The following is a 19373-nucleotide window of genomic DNA, read 5'->3' on the forward strand; positions in this document are numbered from 1 at the left end:
GCGCCCGCCTCACAGCTCCGCGTGCAGCGCCCACACCCGGTCGGCCGAGGCTCCCCAGGCGAATCCCTTGGCGCGGTCGCCGGCCAGCACGCGCAAGCGCTCGGCGTCCTCCCCCAGGGCTCGCGAGAGCGCGGCACCGAGTTCGTCGGCCGGGGCGAAGGCGGCGGCGTCGGCGAGGACCTCGTGGAGGACGGGGCTGTCGACCGCCGCGACGGGGATGCCCACGGCGAGGGCGTCGACCGCGCGCCACGGCCAGTCCGCGCGCGCGGACGAGGCCACGAACGCCACCGCGTGCGAGAGCATGGCCGCCCGGTCCCAGCGGTCGAGCGCGCCACGGGCGTGCACGCGCCCCTCGGCCAGCCCCGCGGCGGCGGCGAGGTCGATCACGGCGGGCTCGTCGCCCTCGGGCACGTCGAGGACGACGACGTCGCCCTCCCACCCCGAGGCGACGACGGCGGCGAACGCGCTCCCGAGGGCGTCGGAGGCCGCGCTCCCCCCGGCTGCCGCGACGAAGGTCTGCGGCAGGTCGAGGGCGCGCAGGCGCCCGACGGCGTCGGAGGGCACGCGCAGTCCCGCGGCGGGAGCGCCGCCGATGACGCGCAGCTTCTTGACGAGCTTGGGCTTGGCCACCTCGGCGAGGCGCTCGGCCATCGCGTGCGTGGGCACGATCACGGCGTCCGCGTGCTTGGTCGCGCGCGAGAGCAGAGCTCGGCCGGCGAGGACCTCGGCCTTGGGCAGTTCCTCGGGGGTCTCCCACGCGCGCAGGTCCCACAGGGTCACCACGATCTGGTGCGTCTCGTTGACGCGGTCGTGGCGCACGAGCGGGGCGAGCGGGGTCGGCGAGTGGATGAGCCCCTTGCCGATTCCGGGGGCGACGCCGAGCTGCCAGGATGCCGCGAGCTCGCGGCGGCGCATCGACAGACGGGTCTCGGAGCTCAGGCCGGCGATGGCCTCGCTGTCGGGTATTCCGGGCGAGGGGACGATCGCGCCGACATCGCACCCGCGGGGGGCGGTGGCGATGAGGGCCTCGGTCAACGAGGCGGACGCTTCGGCGAGGTCGAGGGAGGTCGGGGCGACGAGCTGGTCCAGCACGACGCGCAGGGTCACGGTCACGAGGAGGGCGCCTCCGTCTCGGTCGGCGGGTGCAGTTTGTCGTGCACCATCTGCTGCACCTGGGCGTAGTCGGGATCGAACTCGTCGACCCCACCCGCCGGGGTTAGCTCGAGCGTTCCGACCGGCTGGCCCTTCGCCTCGAGGGCGAGGTTCACGAGGGTAGGGGCGATGAGCCCCTGCGGCAGGTCGGTCTCGACGATGTTGGTTCCGGCGGTGGCCACGTCCTGGAAGTGCGCGAGCACGTTCTGCGGGGTGGTCTGCGCGAGGATCGCCTCCTGCAGCTCGCGCTGGCGGCGCATGCGGTCGAAATCGCTCGTCGTGTACCGCGAGCGGGCGTACCACTGGGCGGTGTCGCCGTTCATGTGCTGCTGCCCGGGCTCGATCCAGCCGAAGGCCCAGTCGTCGACCGGCTGACCGTCGTAGGCGGGGCCGCCCTTGGGCAGGCGTTCCTTGACGTCGATGTCGACACCGCCGAGCGCGTCGACGAGGTCGGCGAAGCCTTTCATGTCGATCAGCACGTAGTACGGGATCTGGATGCCCATGATCCCCTCGGCGGCGTCCTTCGTCGCCTCGATGCCGGGCTCGGATCCCCGCGAGACCGCGTCAGGGTAGAGCTTGTTGCCGTCCTGGCACACCTCGACCTCGGTGCGGAGCTGGTTGATACCGCTGCCCCAGCCGCACGTCGCGTTGGCGTATCCGGTGTGCCCGTCGGGGTACTTGTCCTGCATCGGCCCCGGCGCGAAGGGGAAGTGCGGCATGTCGCGCGGAATGCCAGTGATCGTGGTCGCGCCCGTGTCGGCGTTGATCGAGACGACCGAGATGCTGTCGAAGCGCATGGAGTCGCGCCCCTCGCCGGAGTCGGCGCCCAGAAGGAGGATGTTGTAGTAGCCGTCGGACGGCGGGACGACGGGGGCGGACTGCGCGAACAGCTCCGAGAAGGTGTCGCGGGTCGTTCCCGCCGCCTGCGCCGCCCACGCCGCGCCCGAGCCGGACACGACGAGCAGCGCCACCGAGACGACGGCGATGGCCACGCGGGACAGAGGCCCGACCTTGACCAGTCGGACCAACCGCAGCGTGTCGATGGTCAGCACGATCCAGAGCACGGCGTACGCGATGAGCGCGATCTGCACCAGCGTCAGCGGCAGCGGCCGGAACCACGACAGGAAGTCGGGGATGAACGATCCGGTCGCCAGGGCGAACAGTCCGCTGGGCATGAGCAGGGCTCCGAGACCGGCGAGCACCAGGATCGTCCACATCGCAAGGGTGGCGCCGAGGCCGATCCGGCCGAGCCGCCTGTTGCCCGCCAGAACCTGAGCGGAACCGGGAAGGAGGAAGTTGAGCGCGACGAGCCACCACCCGCGACGGGTCATGACCGCCCGCGAGTTCGCGTCGGGGTGACGCATCGGACGCTGCTCGACGACGTGCGTCCGAGAGCGGGGCCGGGCGGCGGCGAGCGTCATAGGGAGTCCTTCAGGCGACGGTTCTTCTCTTCGACCTGCGCCTCGAGATCGCGCGCGTAGTCCTCGACGCGCTCGGCGAGCGCGGTGTCGGCGCTGCCGAGGATCCGCGCGGCGAGGAGGCCAGCGTTCTTCGCCCCGTTGATCGAGACGGTGGCCACGGGGATGCCCGCGGGCATCTGGACGATCGAGAGCAGCGAGTCGAGGCCGTCGAGCGTCGCCAGCTGCACGGGGACGCCAATGACGGGGAGGGCGGTGACGGATGCCAACATGCCCGGCAGGTGCGCGGCTCCCCCGGCCCCCGCGATGATGGCGCGCAGCCCGCGCCCACGCGCCTCGCGCCCGTAACGGACGAGTTTGTCGGGGGTGCGGTGGGCGGAGACCACCTCGACCTCATGCGGGATGCCGAACTCGGTCAACACCTCGCTGGCGGCGTTCATCACGCGCCAGTCGGAGTCGGAGCCCATGACGACGCCGACCACGGGCGTCTCGGAAGAATGCAGCGGCCGGGTCACCGGTCCAGGGTAGGGCGGCTCGCTGGAAGATCTCGGAACGGCGCGCTCAGTCGAAGAACGCGGCGGCCGCGCGACCCTCGTAGACGACGTCGTCGAGGTCCTCCCCGATGACGTTGACGTGGCCCACCTTGCGGCCCGGGCGCGGGGCCTTGCCGTAGGTGTGGATCTTCGCGGCGGGGTGCGCGGCCATGGCGGCGGCGAACCGCTCGTCGAGGCCGCCCTCGGCGGGGCCGCCCAGGACGTTGATCATGACCGTCCACGGGGCCACGGCATCCGTCGATCCGAGGGGCAGGTCGAGGACCGCGCGCAGGTGCTGCTCGAACTGGCTCGTGATCGCACCGTCCTGCGTCCAGTGACCGCTGTTGTGCGGACGCATGGCGAGCTCGTTGATCAGGATGCGCTGGTCGCTCGTCTCGAACAGCTCGACGGCGAGCATGCCGGTCACGCCCAGTCCCTCCGCGACCGCGACGCCGATCTCGGCGGCGACGCGCTGGACGCGGGCGTCGGCGCGGGGCGCCGGGGCCACGACCTCGGCGCAGACCCCGCCGCGCTGCACGGTCTCGACGACGGGGTACGCGCGCACCTCGCCGGAGGGGCGTCGGGCGACCTGCTGGGCCAGTTCTCGGGTGAAGTCGACCAGTTCTTCAGCGAGGAGGGCACCGCCGTTGCCGTCCTCGGCGAGCGCGGCGAACCAGTCGTCCGCCTCGGTGGCGGCGGAGACCACCCGGACGCCCTTGCCGTCGTACCCGCCGCGCGGCGTCTTCACGACCGCTCGCCCACCGTGCGCGTCGAGGAATTCCTGCAGGTCGGATGCCGTGGACACGGCGGCCCAGTCGGGCTGAGGAAGCCCGAGCTCGGCCATCTTCGCGCGCATGACGAGCTTGTCCTGAGCGACGCCGAGGGGTGCGGGTCCGGGGTGGACGGCGACGCCGGCGTCGACCAGGGCGGCCAGCACGTCCTGCGGCACGTGCTCGTGGTCGAAGGTGATGACGTCGACGTCACGGGCGAAGGCGAGCACCGTTGCGGCGTCGCGGTAGTCGCCGACGGCGGTCGCGGCGAGTGCCGCCGACATGCCCTCGTCCTCCGCGAGGACGCGGATCCCGACCCCCATCTCCACGGCGGGCGCGATCATCATCCGCGCCAGCTGTCCGCCACCGACCACTCCGACTCGCAGCGCCATGCCGCTCCTTCCGTCGGCATCCATTCTGTCGGGCCGCCCGCGGGGGCGCGAGCCGGGCCCGGCGGGCCGCCGCGATCAAGATGGCAGCCGATCGGCGGAGCGCCGGGCGGAGGCCACGACGCACCCCAAGGGCGGACGGTGTCCGCGGTGCGGTCAGAGACCGCCGACGGCGCCCGAGCCGAAGGTCTGCGCGTCGCGGTGGGCGAGGATCTGGTTGACCTCGACCTGGTCGACGAGCGTCTCGTGGACGAGCACCGCGTGCGGGATGTTCTTCAGGCGCAGCGGAGGCTCGACGCCGTTCGAGAGCGAGAGCGTGCCCGCGCCCCACATCCGCTGCAGGATGCCGCGCCGCATCTCGATGGCGTACCCGCGCACGTGGGAGACTTCGCGCCGGTTGGCCCCGAACGGGCCGGAGCGCTCGATCACGCGGCGCGTCGTGATGGTCCAGGTGTGCGAGAGCCATACGAGGTAGGGGACGACCACGAGCAGCAGGACGAGCACGCCCGCCGCGGTCAGCAGCATCCAGTTCTCGTAGGGCGCGGGAAGGTTGTCGTAGAAGAAGGCCGTCGCCCCCGCGACGCCGATCAGGACGAGCGCCGACCAGAACAGGCGCCGCGCGTGCGAGCGCAGTCGAGCGATGCGCAACTCGGGCGCGGCCGTCCCCGGCGCCGGCATCCGCGGGCGCCCGATCGAGTTCGACGGCTGGGTCACGGTCTCATTGTGCGACGCGCGGGCCCCGGCGGGCCGGTGCCACGCGGGGCGCCCCGCCGTCAGCGGACGTGGACCACGTCTCCGGCCGAGACGACGGTCTCGATGGTGCCGGCCTCGACGACGAGGCGCCCGTCCCGGTCGAGGCGAGTGGCCGTGCCCTGGAGGGTGGAGCCGTCGGGCATTGCGACGGTCACCTCTTTGCCGACGGTGACGCAGAGTTTCTCGATCTCGGAGTGCACGCGCTCGACGTCGTCGTGCGCGAGGCGCGAGAGCATCTTGCCGAGATCCTCGAGGTAGTCGGCGAGGAGGCGGTCGTCGTCGCACTCCGCGCCGATCGCGGCGAACGAGGTCGCGGTGGTGACCGGAAGATCGGCGCGGCTCATGCGCGTGTTGACGCCCGCCCCGACCACGACCGTGTCGGCCGCGCCGGGTACGACCTCGGCCAGGATGCCGCAGATCTTGCCCCCGTCGACGAGCACGTCGTTCGGCCACTTCAGCTCGGCCGACCCGCCGTGACCGGTGAGCTGAGCGCGCACCGCACGCGTCATGGCGGCCCCCGCGACCAGCGGGATCCACCCGCGCTGGGCGATCGGGATCATCGCCGCGTCGACGACGACCGAGACGGCGAGCGCGGTTCCCGCCGGCGCCGTCCAGCTTCGGTCGAGCCGCCCGCGCCCGGCGCGCTGGTCGCCGGTCACCAGCAGCGACAGGTGCGGCCACCCCTCGGGATCGGCGGTGACCGCCGCGATTACGTCGGCGTTCGTGGAGTCGGTCGTCTCGACGACCTGCACGCGCGGGCTGCGGGCGGCGGCGAGCGGGTATCCGGCGGCGGGGATCGGCATGAGCACACCCTAGAGAACGCACCGGTCTCGCGGCATCCTCTTGCGCTCGTCCCGGCGTCCCGACACGGGAGGACATGGGCGGATGCCACAGTGCCTCGCGCATTCGCTTGTGCGCACCCTCCAACGCGGGCGCCGACGCTGTCGCTAGGGTGGAAAGCGTGACCGACCAGCCCGATCTCTTCACCACCGCCGGCAAGATCGCGGACCTGCGCAACAGGTTCCAGGAGGCGGTCGTCGACGCCGAAGCCGCCGCCCGCGACAAGCAGCACGCGAAGGGCAAGCTCACCGCCCGCGAGCGTCTCGAGATGCTTGTCGACCCCGGCTCCTTCGTCGAGCTCGACGAGTACGTGCGCCACCGCACCTCCGCGTTCGGCATGGACAAGTCGCGCCCCTACGGCGACTCGGTCGTCACCGGCACCGGCACGATCCACGGCCGCACGGTCGCGGTGTACGCGCAGGACTTCTCGACCTTCGGCGGGTCGCTCGGCGAGGTCGCCGGCGACAAGATCATCAAGGTGATGGAGCTGGCGCTGCGTAGCGGCATCCCGATCATCGGCATCCTCGACTCGGGCGGAGCCCGCATCCAGGAGGGCGTCGTCGCCCTCGGCAAGTACGGCGAGATCTTCCGCCTGAACACCGCGGCATCCGGGGTCATCCCCCAGATCTCGATCATCATGGGACCCGCCGCCGGTGGAGCGGTGTACTCCCCCGCCCTCACCGACTTCGTCATCATGGTCGACAAGACCAGTCAGATGTTCGTCACGGGCCCCGACGTCATCAAGACCGTCACCGGCGAAGACGTGGGGATGGAAGAGCTCGGCGGAGCCCACACCCACAACACCCGCTCGGGCGTCGCGCACTACCTCGCCGACGACGAGGACGACGCGATCGACTACGCGCGCGGCCTCATCAGCTACCTGCCGGACAACAACCTCGCCGAGATCCCGGTCTACGACACGCCCTTCGAATTCGAGACGACGGATGCCGACCGCTCGCTGAACACCGTCATCCCCGACTCCCCGAACCAGCCGTACGACATCCACACCGTGATCGACGGCATCGTGGACGCGGCGGAGTTCCTCGAGGTGCAGCCGCTGTTCGCGCCCAACATCGTGATCGGCTTCGGCCGGATCGAGGGCCGCACCGTCGGCATCATCGCCAACCAGCCCTCGCAGATGGCCGGAACCCTCAACATCGACGCGGGAGAGAAGGCCAGCCGCTTCGTGCGCTTCTGCGACGCGTTCTCGGTGCCGATCGTCACCCTCGTCGACGTGCCCGGATACCTCCCCGGCACCGACCAGGAGTGGACCGGCGTCATCCGCCGCGGCGCGAAGCTGCTGTACGCCTACGCCGAGGCCACCGTGCCCCTGGTGACGGTGATCCTGCGCAAGGCCTACGGCGGCGCGTACATCGTCATGGGCTCCAAGCAGTTGGGCGCCGACATCAACCTCGCGTGGCCCACGGCCGAGATCGCCGTCATGGGCGGCCAGGGCGCGGTCAACATCCTCTACCGCGGTGAGATCAAGCGCGCCGAAGAGGCCGGCGAAGACGTCGCGGCCGTGCGCACGCGCCTGGCGAACGAGTACACGTACAACGTGGCATCCCCCTTCCTCGCCGCCGAGCGCGGTGAGCTCGACGGGATCATCGAGCCGGCGCAGACGCGTGTCTCGATCGCCAAGGCCCTGCGGGCGCTGCGCAACAAGCGCGCGAGCCTGCCCGCGAAGAAGCACGGGAACATCCCGCTGTGAGCGACACCGTCGACGCCGACGCCTCCCGACCCATCGTCGCGGAGGTCGTACGCGGCACACCCACCGAAGAGGAACTGGCCGCGGCGATCGTCGTGGTGAGCGAGTCATACGTGCGCGAGGTGGCCGACGCCACGGTTCCCGACGAGACGCCGCGCTCCCGCTGGGAGCTGTCGGCTCGCGGCCTGCGCACCCCGCTGAACCGCACCGCCGGATGGCACGGTTTCACCGGCTGACACGTGTTCGAAATGTCCCCCGAAATACCTACAGACGGGCGAGGGACACTGCCGAATACTGGAGGAGCTGGAACGCATCACGCGTTCGGTCGGACCGCTCCTTAGAGCCGGATTCGACCGCGCGGACGGTTTTCGGGTAACCGTTCGCACGGGTGAGGGGCAGGCGCATTCGCCGCTCCTCACCCCCATCCTCTTCCCCCGCGGAGGGCATGGCAGCGTCGACGGACCCCCCTCACGTCGTCGCCGCCGGCCGCGGGGGCGCGCACACGCGGGGCTCGATCACAGCCGAGATCACGGTCGCGGCACTGCTTCCGCCTGCGGGTCAGCGCGGGCGACGGATCTCGCGCCAGAGGTCGACCTGATCGTCGTCTCCCCCGGCGCTCTCACCACTCGAGCGCCCGACGATCGTGACGGCGATCTCGTGGTGCGGAGAGGTGCGGATGATCACGCGCTCCGACACGGACTCCCGCAGGATGCCCGCCAGCTCGGATCGGATGCCCTTCAGATCCGCGGCGCCGAGTCCCTCGAGACCGCCCTCGTCGAACAGACTCACCGCGGACCCCCGGCGGCGCGCGGCGTCGATCTCGGCCCGCACGTCGTCGTCGAGCAGGCGGTTGCCCCGCAGCTCATCGCGCAGGCTGGCCTCGGCACGTCGAGCGGCCTGCTTGTCGGCCGCGCGCAGGTTGCCGCCGTTCTCGATGGTGCGGGCGAGGATGGGGCCCGCCGCCTGCAGCGCGCGCTGAACGTGAAGTCGACGCTCTCGTTGCCGGCCGCTCTGCGAGGCCTGCCACGCGGATGCCGCTTGCTGGAGCTCGGCGAGACGCTCGGCGTCCCGCGCCGCGCGGTCGAGGGCGATGGTCACGAGCTGCGCCGCGGTCACCCACACGATCGAGCCGACCAGGCCCAGGCTGAGCGCCTGCAGCGGCCCCAACCAGAACGACGTCGACACGGCGAGGATCAGCATCCCGACCCATGCGACGATGGGCCGGCGCCGCACCATGACGATGGTCATGAGCGCGCCGACACCGCCGATCACCCACGTGACGAAAGGCTGCGTGCGACCGGCCTCGGTGACCGCGAGGAACGTCGCGTTCGACACCACGATCGCCACCACGAGAGCGAGCACGACCCCCCAGGCGGGCAGTCGCGCACCCGCGGTCGGCGCCGGCTGTCCCCGCCGACCGCGCGCGCCGATCGCGAAGATCCACAGCCACGTCACCGGGAGGTAGAGCACCAGGGCCGCCACGATGAGCCACCCGCGCTCGACGGTCTCGGGAGAGGTCCAGATGAGGCCGCGCGCCGCGAGGTAGGCGCTGAAGGCCAGTCCGATGACCGACAGGATGGCGCGAACGGTCACCAGCGGTCTCCGCTCTCCCACTCGAGCGTCACCGTCGTGCCACCGGCGTGCGAGTCGATCTCGCTGCGACCGCCCACGGCCGCCAGTCGCGCGTCGATCGAACCGCGGATGCCGAGTCTGTCGGCCGGGATGGCGGTGACGTCGAAGCCGGGGCCCGTGTCGCGCACCCGGACCGACACGCTTCCCGGGGAGGCGTAGCCCGTCAACTGCACCGTGAGGCCCTGCGCATCGGCGTGCTGTACGGCGTTGGCGACGGCCTGCATCGCCGCGAGGACGAGAGCGCGGGCGATTCGCCCGGGGACATGCGGTGTGCCCTCGTCGACGTGGCGGACGACGGTCAGGTCGACCCCGAGCTCGCGAGCGGCGGCCTCGATGTCGTCGGCCAGGCGCAGCGCGGGGACCGGCTCGTCGCTTCCTTCGAGGGAGTCCTTCTCGGCGTTCGCCAACCGGGTCAGCGCCTCGCGCGCCATGCTGACGGCGAGAGTGCGCTCGCGCGGGGTCGTGGCGCGGTCCGCCGCGAGCAGGGCGCCCAGGACGCTGTCGTGCATGAGAGCCGCCACCGCGACCCGCTCGTGCTCGGTCGCGGCCGTCGCGGCCGCGGCCGCGTAGCTCGACACGGCCGACGCGCGGGCCTGGTCGACGTTCGCGGCGATCGAGCGGTACATCCAGCCGAGGGTCACCAGGACGCTACCGAGGATCAGCGCGAACGAGACGTCGAGCGAGATCGGCAGGATGAACTCTCCCCGCCCGCCGGCCTGCAGCAGGCGCACCACCCCGAACAGCAGCGGTGCGGCGACGGTCCAGACGATCTGCAGCGAGAGGGGGAACGCGACCACGGTGGCGACCGTGGCGACGTTGATGAGGTAGAAGATCCAGGGGTTCTCGGTGGGGACCGGCGTGGGTCCGCCGGCCGTGGCAACGGGCCAGAACGCGAGGGCGAGCATGAAGACGACCGCGAAGACACCCGAGAACACCCGCGCGAAGCGTCCCACGGTGCAGGCGACGATCATCGCCACCAGCGGCACGAAGACGGCGAGGACGAGAGGCATGTGCCACCCGGCCGCCTCATCTCCCGGGCCGAACGCGGCGACGAAGGCCTGCAGCCCCAGCACGAGAGAGCCCGGGCCCACGATCAGGGTGATGACGCGCTCGATCCGCGTCTGCGTGAACGACCCCTGCTCCGCCTGCCCCTCGCGGGTGTGGGGGATCCGCCCCCAGGCTTCGTCGAGCACGGACCGATGGTTCTCAGCCATGGCGGGGAGCATCATCGGGTGCGTCCTGCAGGATGCCGTCCTCCATGGCGCGCCGCAGCAGGTCGACCTTCGTCGGTGCCGGGCGCCCCACCTCGACGTACTTCACGCGGACGCGGGTGATGTTCTCCTTGGCGGTGGAATAGGCGACGCCGAGGCGGTCGGCGACGGCCTTGAGCGGAAGGCCCGCGGCGTACAGGCGCAGGACCTCGCGCTCTCGAGCGGACAACTGCGCGTCGGCGAACTCCCGATCGCCTTCGACCGCGCTCGCCCACTCGACGTTGTCGAGCACCTCGCCCCGGGCGACGGTGCTGATGGCGCCGAGCACCTCGTGCGTCGGCGACGACTTGCTGACGATCCCCGCGGCGCCCGCGGCGAGTGCCTCGCGCACCGCGGCGGCGCGGTCGGCGACGCTGTGGATGATGACGCTGGAGCCGTCGCGGACGACGCGGTCGACGTTCTCGGAGACCGTCGTGCCGTCACCGAGCGTCAGGTCGAGCACCACGACGTCGGCGGGGTTCGCGGCCGCCGCTTGACGCCAGGACAGGTACGAGGCGACGTTCGCGCCCGAGAAGACGACCTCGGTGGCCTCGGTGCGCGCGAGGGCGGCCTCCAGCCCGAGTCGGACCGACTCGTGGTCATCGATGAGGGCGACGCGCGTCATCCCCACATCGTATCGGCGCGGGGGCCGCCGCGCGGGTGAAGGTCGCGCGACCCGGCGCGTCAGCGGCGCAGCACCGTGACGGCCTCGACGTGGTGCGAGTTCGGGAAGAGGTCGACACCCCGGATGCCGCGCTCGGCGCGGTACCCGAGTTCGGCGAACAGCGCCAGGTCGCGGGCGAGGGCCACGGGGTCGCACGCGACGTAGACGACGGCGGACGGGGACAGCGCGGCGATGCCCTCGACGGCGACCCGGCCCGCACCCGCCCGCGGCGGGTCCAGCAGCACGACACCGCGCTCCAGACGCTCGCGTTCCCGCTCGGAAGCGCCGGCGGCGAGGTTCTGGACGTAGCGATCGACCCGTGCCGTCTCGGCCCGCGCACCGACCCACTCGGCGAGGTTCTCACCGGCGTGCTCCGTCGCCCGGGGGTCGGATTCCACGCTCACCACGCGCGTCGACGACCCGCCCAGCTCGGCGAGCGCGGCGGCGAAGAGGCCGACGCCGCCGTAGAGGTCGAGGTGCATCGCCTCGGGGTCGAGGGCCCCGACCGAAGCGGTGAGCTCCGCCGTGACGAGAGAGGTCAGCGTGGACGCGGCGAGGCGGTGCACCTGCCAGAACCCGCCCGCATCGACGCGGAAGACGCGCTCACCGACGATCTCGTCGACGACCTCGGGGGCAGCGGTCGAGCGCTCGCCCTCGGGCCGCGGCAGGACGCGCACGCGTCCGTCGGCCGGCTGGACGAGGTCGACGCGCCCGGGGCGCGCTCCCCCGCGCGCCTCGGCGGCCGCGCGCGCGACGGCCTCGGTCGCGAGGGGGAAGTCGGGGGTCTCGACGACGTGGTGCGACCGCGCGGCGTAGGCGCCCACCCGGCCCCGGTCATCGACGTGGAGGCTCACCCGCGTCCGCCAGCCCGTTCCGTCGACGGACTCGGGGTGATCGGCGTCGCCGGCGGGGCGCACGTCGACCGGCAGCTCGAGCCGGCCCACGCGCTCCATGGCCTCGCGGATCACGCGCTCCTTGAGGGCGCGCTGGTGCGCGAGGTCGATGTGACCGAACTCGGCCCCGCCCACGCGTTCCGCGGGATCCACATCGATATCGGCCGAACGCCAGACGTGCGGACGGCGCTGGGGAGCGGCATCCATCACCTCGACGGCCTCGGCCCGCCAGAACGCCTTCTTGCGAGTGTCGGTCAACCGCGCGCGGACGCGTTCGCCCGGCAGCGTGTCCGAGACGAAGACGACCCGCCCCTCGTGCCGTCCGACAAAGACGCCGCCGTGGGCGATGCCGGTGATGTCGAGTTCGATGAGGTCGCCGTCGTGCATCCTCCGAGCCTGTCATACGCGGCCGGGAGACCGCCGGGGGCGGGCGCGGCGACGCCCGACCGCCCCGGTAGGAGGTCCCTGAGCTCGTCGAGGGGTCCGGGCGGCGCGGAGACCGCCGCCCCCGCGCGTGGGTAGCGTTGTCGCATGCGCGTGTGCTTGGCATCCACTTCTCCCGCTCGTCTCATGCTGCTGCGCCAGGCGGGCATCGAGCCCGAGGCGCGGGCACCCCAGGTCGACGAGGAAGCCGTGATCGCCGAGGTCGAGGCGGCCGAGGCCCGGCGCCTGCCCGCCCCCGAGCACGTCCTGCTGCTCGCGCGACGCAAGGCCGCCGACGTCGCGCATCGCCTGCGCGCCGAGGAGCCCGACTTCGACGGCTTCGTCATCGGGGGCGACTCGATGTTCGCCCTCGGCGACGAGATCCTCGGAAAGCCGCATACCCCGGATGCCGCGACTGCACGCTGGCACGGGATGCGAGGGCGCACCGGGGTGCTGCACTCCGGGCACAGCGTCTTCCGCCTCTCCCCCGGCTCCGAGCCGCGCGAGGCCTTCGCCGTCGCCGAAGCCTCGGTGACCTTCGCCGCCGACGTCGACGACGCCGAGATCGCCGCGTACGTGGCCACCGGCGAGCCCCTGCTGGTGGCGGGGGCGTTCACCGTCGACAGCCTCGGCGGGGCGTTCATCGAGCGGGTCGACGGGGACCCCTCGACGGTGGTGGGCATGTCGCTCTCGACGGTCCGCCGACTTGTGCGCGAACTGGGCGGTTCGTGGACCGACCTGTGGAACCGTTCGTAGACTCCCTCACACGTTTTTCGGCGTTTCTTATCGAGGGGGGTCAAAAGGCCGGGGTAACCCCTCGCTAGGCTGGGAGGATGCCGAAGATCGCCAAGGTCCTTGTCGCCAACCGCGGCGAGATCGCCGTCCGAGTCATCCGCGCCGCCCGTGATTCGGGGAAGGCCTCCGTCGCCGTCTACGCCGATCAGGATCGCGACGCCCTGCACACCCGCCTCGCCGACGAGGCCTACGCCCTCGACGGTGCGACCAGCGCCGACACCTACCTGTCGATCGAGAAGATCCTCTCGGTCGCCCGCCGCTCCGGCGCCGACGCCGTGCACCCCGGCTACGGCTTCCTCGCCGAGAACGCCGACTTCGCCCGCGCCGTGATCGGTGCCGGCCTCATCTGGATCGGCCCCTCGCCCGACGCCATCGAGGCCCTGGGCGACAAGGTCACCGCGCGCCATGTCGCCGAGAAGGTCGGCGCACCCCTGGCCCCTGGAACCCCCGGCCCCGTCTCGGGTGCCGACGAGGTCATCGCCTTCGCCAACGAGGTCGGTCTGCCGATCGCCATCAAGGCCGCGTACGGCGGCGGCGGACGCGGGCTCAAGGTCGCGCGTGAGCTCGACGAGGTCGCCGAGATGTTCGAGTCGGCCACGCGCGAGGCGGTCGCCGCCTTCGGCCGCGGCGAGTGCTTCGTCGAGAAGTACCTCGACAAGCCGCGTCACGTCGAGACGCAGTGCCTGGCCGATGCCGCCGGCAACGTCGTGGTCGTCTCCACGCGCGACTGCTCGCTGCAGCGCCGCCACCAGAAGCTCGTCGAAGAGGCCCCCGCGCCGTTCCTGACCGACGAGCAGAACGCCATCCTCTACTCGGCGTCGAAGGCCATCCTCAAGGAGGTCGGCTACGTCGGCGCCGGAACCTGCGAGTTCCTCATCGGCGCCGACGGCACGATCTCGTTCCTCGAGGTCAACACCCGCCTGCAGGTCGAGCACCCCGTCTCCGAAGAGGTCACCGGCATCGACCTCGTGCGCGAGCAGTTCCGCGTCGCCGAGGGCGAAGAGCTCGGCTACGACGACCCGGCCCCGGTCGGTCACTCGATCGAGTTCCGCATCAACGGCGAGGACCCGGGTCGTGGGTTCCTCCCCCAGCCGGGCCCGATCCACGTCTTCAAGACCTTCGGCGGCCCCGGCATCCGCCTCGACTCCGGCGTGACCGCGGGCGACAGCGTCTCGGGCGCCTTCGACTCGCTGCTCGCGAAGATCATCGTGACCGGCCGCGACCGCGCCGAGGCCCTCGAGCGCTCGCGCCGCGCCCTCGACGAGTTCGAGGTCGCCGGCATGCCGACCGTCATCCCGTTCCACCGCAAGGTCGTCCGCGACCCCGCCTTCACCGCCGAGAACGGCGCGTTCGGCGTGTTCACGCGCTGGATCGAGACGGAGTTCGTCAACGACATCCCCGCGTGGGACGGCGAGCTCGAAGCCCCCGCCGCAGCCCCCGGCCGCCACACGGTGGTCGTCGAGGTCGGCGGCAAGCGCCTCGAGGTGAGCCTGCCCGACCGCATCACGGCCGCGGCTCCCTCGGTCGGTCGTCCGGCCGCCGCTCCCCCGTCCCGCCGCGCGCACGGTGCCTCGCCCACGGCCGGCGCCACCGGCGACGCGGTGAAGTCGCCGATGCAGGCCACCGTCGTCAAGGTGGCCGTCGAAGAGGGCCAGCAGGTCGTCAAGGGCGACCTGGTCGTGGTTCTCGAGGCGATGAAGATGGAGCAGCCCATCCAGGCCCACAAGGACGGCACCGTCGCGAGCATCGACGCCTCGGCCGGCACCACGGTCGCCGCGGGGCACCAGCTGCTGCTGATCAGCTGACGCGCCCCTCCGTTCGACACGGCGCCGCGCTCCTTCGGGGGCGCGGCGCCGTCGTTCGTGCGGGGCGCATTCATGAGCGCGCGCTGCACCGGCAAACGCACGCCGAAAGCGTTTCTCCGTGCAGGCAGCGTTTATCGACGACCCCGCCCCGCCGGGGCACCGACGGGTGACGGATGCCGCGAGGCCGCGGCATCCGGAGGGCTCAGTCCTCGCCGGGGTCGTCGCGGTCGACGATGTGCATGGCGCGCGCAGCGTCGGTGATGCTCGAGGTCAGCGAGGGGTACACCGCGAACACGCGCGCGACCTGGTCGACGGTGAGGCGGCGCTCGACGGCGATCGCGATCGGGTAGATGAGCTCCGACGCCTTCGGGCCGACGATCACGCCGCCCATCACGGTGCCGCTGCCCTCGCGGGCGATCAGCTTGACGAAGCCGTCGGTGATGCCCTGCATCTTCGCGCGGGGGTTCGCCGAGAGCGGGAGCTTGCGCACCTTGCCGGCGATCCGCCCCTCGGTGATGTCCTGCTCGCTGAAGCCGACCGTGGCGATCTCGGGCGCGGTGAAGATGTTGGCCGTGATGCGGCGCGTCTCGAGCGGGATCACGATGTCGCCGAGGGCGTGGAAGATCGCCTGACGCCCCTGCATCGAGGCGACGGACGCCAGGGGGTAGAAGTTCGTGCAGTCGCCCGCCGCGTAGATGTTGGGCACCGAGGTGCGCGCGACGCGGTTGACGCGGATGTGACCGGATGCCGTCATCTGCACCCCCGCCTGCTCGAGCCCGATGCCGGCAGTGTTGGGGATCGACCCGACCGCCATCAGGCAGTGGCTGCCCTCGATGGTGCGGCCGTCGGAGAGGGTGACGGTGACGCCATCGCCGGTGTTGACGACCGAATCGGCCCGCGCCTTCGCCAACAGGGTCATGCCGCCGCGCTGGAACACGCGCTCGAGCACGGCCGCGGCATCCTGATCCTCACCCGGGAGCACCTGGTCGCGGCTCGAGACGAGCGTGACCTTGGCACCGAGGTTCATGTACGCCGAGGCGAACTCGGCGCCGGTCACGCCGGAGCCCACGACGATGAGGTGCGAGGGCACCGACTTCATGTTGTAGAGCTGCGTCCACGTGAGGATGCGCTCGCCGTCGGGCTTGGCCGAGGGGAGCTCGCGGGGAGACGCACCGACCGAGACGACGAGGGTCTCGGCCTCGACACGGTCGAAGTCGGTTCCGCCGGCCTCGGTCGAGACCACCACGGCGCCGTTGCCGTCGAGACGTCCGTGGCCCGAGATGATGCGGACACCCGCCTCGAGCAACGAGGCGCGCATGTCGTCGGACTGCTGCCGCGCGAGCGAGAGCAGGCGCTGGTTGACCGCGGCGAGGTTGATCGCCACCTCGGGGGTCAGCGGCTTGCCGCGGTCGTCCTTGGCGAACAGCTGCACGCCGAGGCTGCTGGCATTGCGGATCGCGACGGCCGCGTCGGCGGTGGCGATGAGGGTCTTCGAGGGGACCACGTCGGTGATGACGGCCGAACCGCCGACTCCCGCGCGCTCGACGAGGGTGACGTCGGCGCCGAGCTGCGCGGCGGAGAGAGCCGCCTCGTATCCGCCGGGGCCGCCGCCGACGATCGCGACGGACTGCTTGCGCTCGAAGCTCTGCACCATGGCATCCATTCTGTCAGCGCTGGGCGGATGCCGATGCGCCACACAGCTGCGCCCGACACGATGATCCGAGGTGTGTGCCGTCTGGCCCGCAGGCCCCGCAGTTTCTAGAGTGGGGGAATGTCCAACAGCACCTCACACCCGCTCGACGACCCCGCGGTCGACCCGTTCGAGATCGCCGCCGCCGCGGCTGCCGACATCGCCCGCCTCTCGGGCGTCGAGCACCACGACATCGCCGTGACCCTCGGGTCCGGCTGGGGACGCGCCGCCGAGCTCATCGGCGAGGAGACGGCGTCGTTCCCCGCGACCGAGGTCGTCGGTTTCTCCAAGCCCGCCCTCGAGGGGCACGTCGGAACGCTCCGCAGCGTCCGCACCCCCGGCGGCAAGAACGTCCTCGTCATCGGCGCCCGCACGCACTACTACGAGAACCACGGCGTGCGCCGGGTCGTGCACAGCGTGCGCACCGCGGCCGCGACGGGTGCGAAAACGATGATCCTCACGAACGGCGCCGGCGGCATCCGCGAGACGTGGAAGCCCGGCCAGCCCGTGCTCATCAGCGACCACATCAACCTCACGGCCGACTCGCCCCTCGAGGGCGCGACCTTCATCGACCTCACCGACCTGTACTCGAAGCGCCTGCGCGACATCGCCCGCTCGATCGACCCGTCGCTGGACGAGGGCGTGTACACGCAGTTCCGCGGGCCGCACTACGAGACGCCCGCCGAGGTGCAGATGGCCAAGACCATCGGCGGCCACATCGTCGGCATGTCGACCGCCCTCGAGGCCATCGCCGCGCGTCAGGCCGGCATGGAGATCTTGGGCTTCTCGCTCATCACGAACCTGGCCGCCGGCATCCAGCAGACGCCCCTCAGCCACGAAGAGGTGCTCGAAGCCGGCCGCGAGGCCGAGCCCGTGATCTCGGCGCTGCTCGCCCGCGTGATCGGCGCGTTGTGAGCGCGTACGTCGACGCGGCCCGCGCCTGGATGGCGCAGGATCCGGATGCCGTGACACGAGAAGAACTGTCGGAGCTGCTCGCGCGCGTCGAGGACGGCGATACGGAGGCTGCGGCCGACCTCGAGGATCGTTTCTCGACGCGGCTGGCCTTCGGCACCGCGGGCCTGCGCGGAACGCTCGGTGCCGGCTCCAACCGCATGAACCGCGTGCTCGTCGCCCAGGCAGCGGCCGGGTTCGCGGCGTACCTGCTCGAGCGCTCGGGCGGCGAGGCGCCGACCGTCGTGGTCGGGTACGACGGACGCCGCAACTCCGACGTGTTCGCGCGCGACTCGGTCGAGATCTTCGCCGGCGCGGGCCTGAACGCGATCCTGCTCCCCCGCCTGCTGCCCACGCCCGTGCTCGCCTTCGCCGTGCGCCACCTCGGTGCCGACGCGGGCGTCATGGTCACCGCCAGCCACAACCCGCCCGACGACAACGGCTACAAGGTCTACCTCGGCGGCGCCGACGAGGGCGCGCAGATCGTCTCGCCGGCGGATGCCGAGATCGCCGCCCACATCCAGCGGATCGCTGACGAGGGCAACATCACCACCCTCCCTCGCTCGGTCGGCTACGCCAACGCCCCCGAGTCGGTCGTCGAGGCGTACGTCTCCGCCACCGCCGCGGTGGCACCCGCACCCGCCGCAGCCGAAGGCCTCAACTGGGTCTACACCGCCATGCACGGCGTCGGGTGGGAGACCGTCTCGCGCGTGTTGACCGAAGCGGGCTACCCCCAGCCCACCGTCGTCGAGGCGCAGATCCACCCCGACGGGCGCTTCCCGACCGTCGCGTTCCCCAACCCCGAAGAGCCCGGGGCCATGGACCTCTCGTTCGAGACGGCCCGCGCCGTCGACGCCGAGCTCGTCATCGCCAACGATCCGGATGCCGACCGCCTGGCCGTCGCGATCCCCGACGCCGACTCCGAGGACGGGTGGCGACGGCTGACCGGCAACGAGATCGGGCTGCTGCTGGGGTGGCGCGCGGCGCGGCTCGCGGCGGAGGGTGCGGGTTCGGGCATCGGCGGAGACGCCGGGGCGCCGGCATCCCTCGCCTGCTCTCTGGTCTCGTCGCCCGGACTCCAGGCCGTCGCCGAGCACTACGGTCTCGAGTTCCACTCCACCCTCACCGGGTTCAAGTGGATCTCGCGGGCGCCCGGCATCGTGTTCGGCTTTGAGGAGGCCCTCGGCTACCTCGTCAACCCGATGACCGTGCGCGACAAGGACGGGATCTCGGCCGCCGTGGCTCTTCTGGGCATGGCATCCGAGGCTCGCGCTCAGGGCCGCACCGTGGCCGACCTGCTGCAGGAGTTCCGCGACACGTTCGGCGCCTTCGCGAGCGACCAGATCTCGGTGCGCGTGAGCGACGTCAGCGAGATCGCCGGGATCATGGCTGCGCTGCGCGCCCAGCCCCCCGGCGCGGTGGGCGAGATCGCCGTGTCGCGCATCGACGACCTATTGCTCGGCGTCGACGGACTGCCCCCGGGCGACGTGCTGCGCCTGTGGCTCGACGACGGCTCCCGCCTGATCGTTCGCCCCAGCGGCACCGAGCCCAAGCTGAAGCTGTACCTCGACGTGCGCGGCTCGTCGGCCAAGAAGGCGCGCCGGCGGATCGAGGCCCTGCGCGCCGGGGCCGAGGAGCTGCTGGCGTCGCTGCGCTGACGGGCGTCGGCGGCCCGCGAGGGTTTTCCCGGTTTGGGGCGCATTCTGT

17 protein-coding genes are annotated in these 19373 nt (G+C 71.8%); 6 read left to right on the forward strand and 11 right to left on the reverse strand.

All coding sequences use genetic code 11. The features are described 5' to 3' along the window. Positions 1 to 9: 9 nt before the first annotated feature. The 6 genes from AB6V31_RS11350 to AB6V31_RS11375 form a co-directional block, all read right to left on the reverse strand. Complete coding sequence (locus AB6V31_RS11350) at positions 10 to 1113, reverse strand: glycosyl transferase (RefSeq protein ID WP_369365740.1); 1104 nt, start codon at positions 1111 to 1113, stop codon at positions 10 to 12. Further along, complete coding sequence (locus AB6V31_RS11355) at positions 1110 to 2573, reverse strand: LCP family protein (protein WP_369365741.1); 1464 nt, start codon at positions 2571 to 2573, stop codon at positions 1110 to 1112. Before AB6V31_RS11355 ends, AB6V31_RS11350 begins: the two co-directional genes overlap by 4 nt. Beyond that, positions 2570 to 3037, reverse strand: coding sequence for a 5-(carboxyamino)imidazole ribonucleotide mutase (purE, locus tag AB6V31_RS11360; RefSeq protein WP_074694385.1), 468 nt, complete (start codon positions 3035 to 3037; stop codon positions 2570 to 2572). Before purE ends, AB6V31_RS11355 begins: the two co-directional genes overlap by 4 nt. Before the next feature lie 94 nt (positions 3038 to 3131). Further along, a complete protein-coding gene (locus tag AB6V31_RS11365) occupies positions 3132 to 4265 on the reverse strand; it encodes a 5-(carboxyamino)imidazole ribonucleotide synthase (protein ID WP_369365743.1) in 1134 nt (377 codons plus the stop codon). A gap of 153 nt (positions 4266 to 4418) precedes the next feature. Further along, positions 4419 to 4976, reverse strand: a complete 558-nt coding sequence (locus AB6V31_RS11370; protein WP_056226781.1) for a PH domain-containing protein — start codon at positions 4974 to 4976, stop codon at positions 4419 to 4421. Between the two features lie 59 nt (positions 4977 to 5035). Further along, positions 5036 to 5818 (reverse strand): biotin--[acetyl-CoA-carboxylase] ligase, encoded by a 783-nt coding sequence (locus tag AB6V31_RS11375; RefSeq protein WP_369365745.1) that lies wholly within the window; start codon positions 5816 to 5818, stop codon positions 5036 to 5038. Positions 5819 to 5967: 149 nt separating this feature from the next. Between AB6V31_RS11375 and AB6V31_RS11380 the strand changes: the two genes are divergently transcribed. Together AB6V31_RS11380 and AB6V31_RS11385 are read left to right on the forward strand one after the other, a co-directional pair. Then, positions 5968 to 7566, forward strand: a complete 1599-nt coding sequence (locus tag AB6V31_RS11380) for an acyl-CoA carboxylase subunit beta (RefSeq protein WP_056226779.1) — start codon at positions 5968 to 5970, stop codon at positions 7564 to 7566. Next, positions 7563 to 7799, forward strand: a complete 237-nt coding sequence (locus AB6V31_RS11385) for an acyl-CoA carboxylase subunit epsilon (protein ID WP_144782390.1) — start codon at positions 7563 to 7565, stop codon at positions 7797 to 7799. The genes AB6V31_RS11380 and AB6V31_RS11385 overlap by 4 nt, the downstream gene beginning before the upstream one ends. Positions 7800 to 8121: 322 nt before the next feature. On the opposite strand, the gene AB6V31_RS11390 is transcribed toward AB6V31_RS11385, so the two are convergent. The 4 genes from AB6V31_RS11390 to AB6V31_RS11405 are packed head-to-tail and all read right to left on the reverse strand — an operon-like array spanning position 8122 to position 12389. Then, entirely contained in the window at positions 8122 to 9156 is a 1035-nt protein-coding gene (locus tag AB6V31_RS11390) for a hypothetical protein (RefSeq protein WP_369365748.1), read from the reverse strand. Next, positions 9153 to 10388 carry an ATP-binding protein gene (locus tag AB6V31_RS11395; RefSeq protein WP_235556948.1) on the reverse strand — a complete coding sequence of 412 codons (1236 nt, stop codon included), beginning with the start codon at positions 10386 to 10388 and terminating at the stop codon, positions 9153 to 9155. Before AB6V31_RS11395 ends, AB6V31_RS11390 begins: the two co-directional genes overlap by 4 nt. Positions 10389 to 10401: 13 nt before the next feature. After that, positions 10402 to 11070: a response regulator transcription factor gene (locus tag AB6V31_RS11400; protein WP_056226776.1), complete on the reverse strand. Its 669-nt coding sequence runs from the start codon at positions 11068 to 11070 to the stop codon at positions 10402 to 10404. A gap of 59 nt (positions 11071 to 11129) precedes the next feature. After that, positions 11130 to 12389: a class I SAM-dependent RNA methyltransferase gene (locus AB6V31_RS11405; protein WP_369365750.1), complete on the reverse strand. Its 1260-nt coding sequence runs from the start codon at positions 12387 to 12389 to the stop codon at positions 11130 to 11132. 144 nt (positions 12390 to 12533) lie between these two features. On the opposite strand from AB6V31_RS11405, the gene AB6V31_RS11410 reads away from it, so the two are divergent. Together AB6V31_RS11410 and AB6V31_RS11415 are read left to right on the forward strand one after the other, a co-directional pair. Further along, complete coding sequence (locus AB6V31_RS11410) at positions 12534 to 13181, forward strand: nucleoside triphosphate pyrophosphatase (RefSeq protein ID WP_369365752.1); 648 nt, start codon at positions 12534 to 12536, stop codon at positions 13179 to 13181. Positions 13182 to 13258: 77 nt separating this feature from the next. After that, a complete protein-coding gene (locus tag AB6V31_RS11415) occupies positions 13259 to 15025 on the forward strand; it encodes a biotin carboxylase N-terminal domain-containing protein (RefSeq protein WP_056226771.1) in 1767 nt (588 codons plus the stop codon). Between the two features lie 202 nt (positions 15026 to 15227). Here AB6V31_RS11415 and AB6V31_RS11420 read toward each other — a convergent pair whose 3' ends face one another. Continuing rightward, the gene (locus AB6V31_RS11420; protein WP_056226769.1) at positions 15228 to 16688 is read right to left on the reverse strand and encodes an NAD(P)H-quinone dehydrogenase; all 1461 of its coding nucleotides are present in this window, start codon (positions 16686 to 16688) and stop codon (positions 15228 to 15230) included. A gap of 108 nt (positions 16689 to 16796) precedes the next feature. Here AB6V31_RS11420 and AB6V31_RS11425 point away from each other — a divergent pair, with 108 nt between their 5' ends. Further along, positions 16797 to 17630, forward strand: coding sequence for a purine-nucleoside phosphorylase (locus tag AB6V31_RS11425; protein ID WP_056226767.1), 834 nt, complete (start codon positions 16797 to 16799; stop codon positions 17628 to 17630). Positions 17631 to 17659: 29 nt separating this feature from the next. After that, positions 17660 to 19324, forward strand: a complete 1665-nt coding sequence (locus AB6V31_RS11430; RefSeq protein ID WP_369366240.1) for a phospho-sugar mutase — start codon at positions 17660 to 17662, stop codon at positions 19322 to 19324. Positions 19325 to 19373: the final 49 nt, after the last annotated feature.

It is taken from the genome of Microbacterium sp. 16-032, from assembly GCF_041079455.1.
Classification (GTDB): Bacteria; Actinomycetota; Actinomycetes; order Actinomycetales; family Microbacteriaceae; genus Microbacterium; species Microbacterium testaceum_A.

Coding starts and splice junctions, on each gene's coding strand:
- AB6V31_RS11355 (WP_369365741.1), bottom strand. CDS start 2,573: ATGACGCTCGCCGCCGCCCGGCCCCGCTCTCGGACGCACGTCGTCGAG.
- purE (WP_074694385.1), bottom strand. CDS start 3,037: ATGGGCTCCGACTCCGACTGGCGCGTGATGAACGCCGCCAGCGAGGTG.
- AB6V31_RS11365 (WP_369365743.1), bottom strand. CDS start 4,265: ATGGCGCTGCGAGTCGGAGTGGTCGGTGGCGGACAGCTGGCGCGGATG.
- AB6V31_RS11375 (WP_369365745.1), bottom strand. CDS start 5,818: ATGCCGATCCCCGCCGCCGGATACCCGCTCGCCGCCGCCCGCAGCCCG.
- AB6V31_RS11400 (WP_056226776.1), bottom strand. CDS start 11,070: ATGACGCGCGTCGCCCTCATCGATGACCACGAGTCGGTCCGACTCGGG.
- AB6V31_RS11405 (WP_369365750.1), bottom strand. CDS start 12,389: ATGCACGACGGCGACCTCATCGAACTCGACATCACCGGCATCGCCCAC.
- AB6V31_RS11410 (WP_369365752.1), top strand. CDS start 12,534: ATGCGCGTGTGCTTGGCATCCACTTCTCCCGCTCGTCTCATGCTGCTG.
- AB6V31_RS11415 (WP_056226771.1), top strand. CDS start 13,259: ATGCCGAAGATCGCCAAGGTCCTTGTCGCCAACCGCGGCGAGATCGCC.
- AB6V31_RS11420 (WP_056226769.1), bottom strand. CDS start 16,688: ATGGATGCCATGGTGCAGAGCTTCGAGCGCAAGCAGTCCGTCGCGATC.
- AB6V31_RS11425 (WP_056226767.1), top strand. CDS start 16,797: ATGTCCAACAGCACCTCACACCCGCTCGACGACCCCGCGGTCGACCCG.
- AB6V31_RS11430 (WP_369366240.1), top strand. CDS start 17,660: ATGGCGCAGGATCCGGATGCCGTGACACGAGAAGAACTGTCGGAGCTG.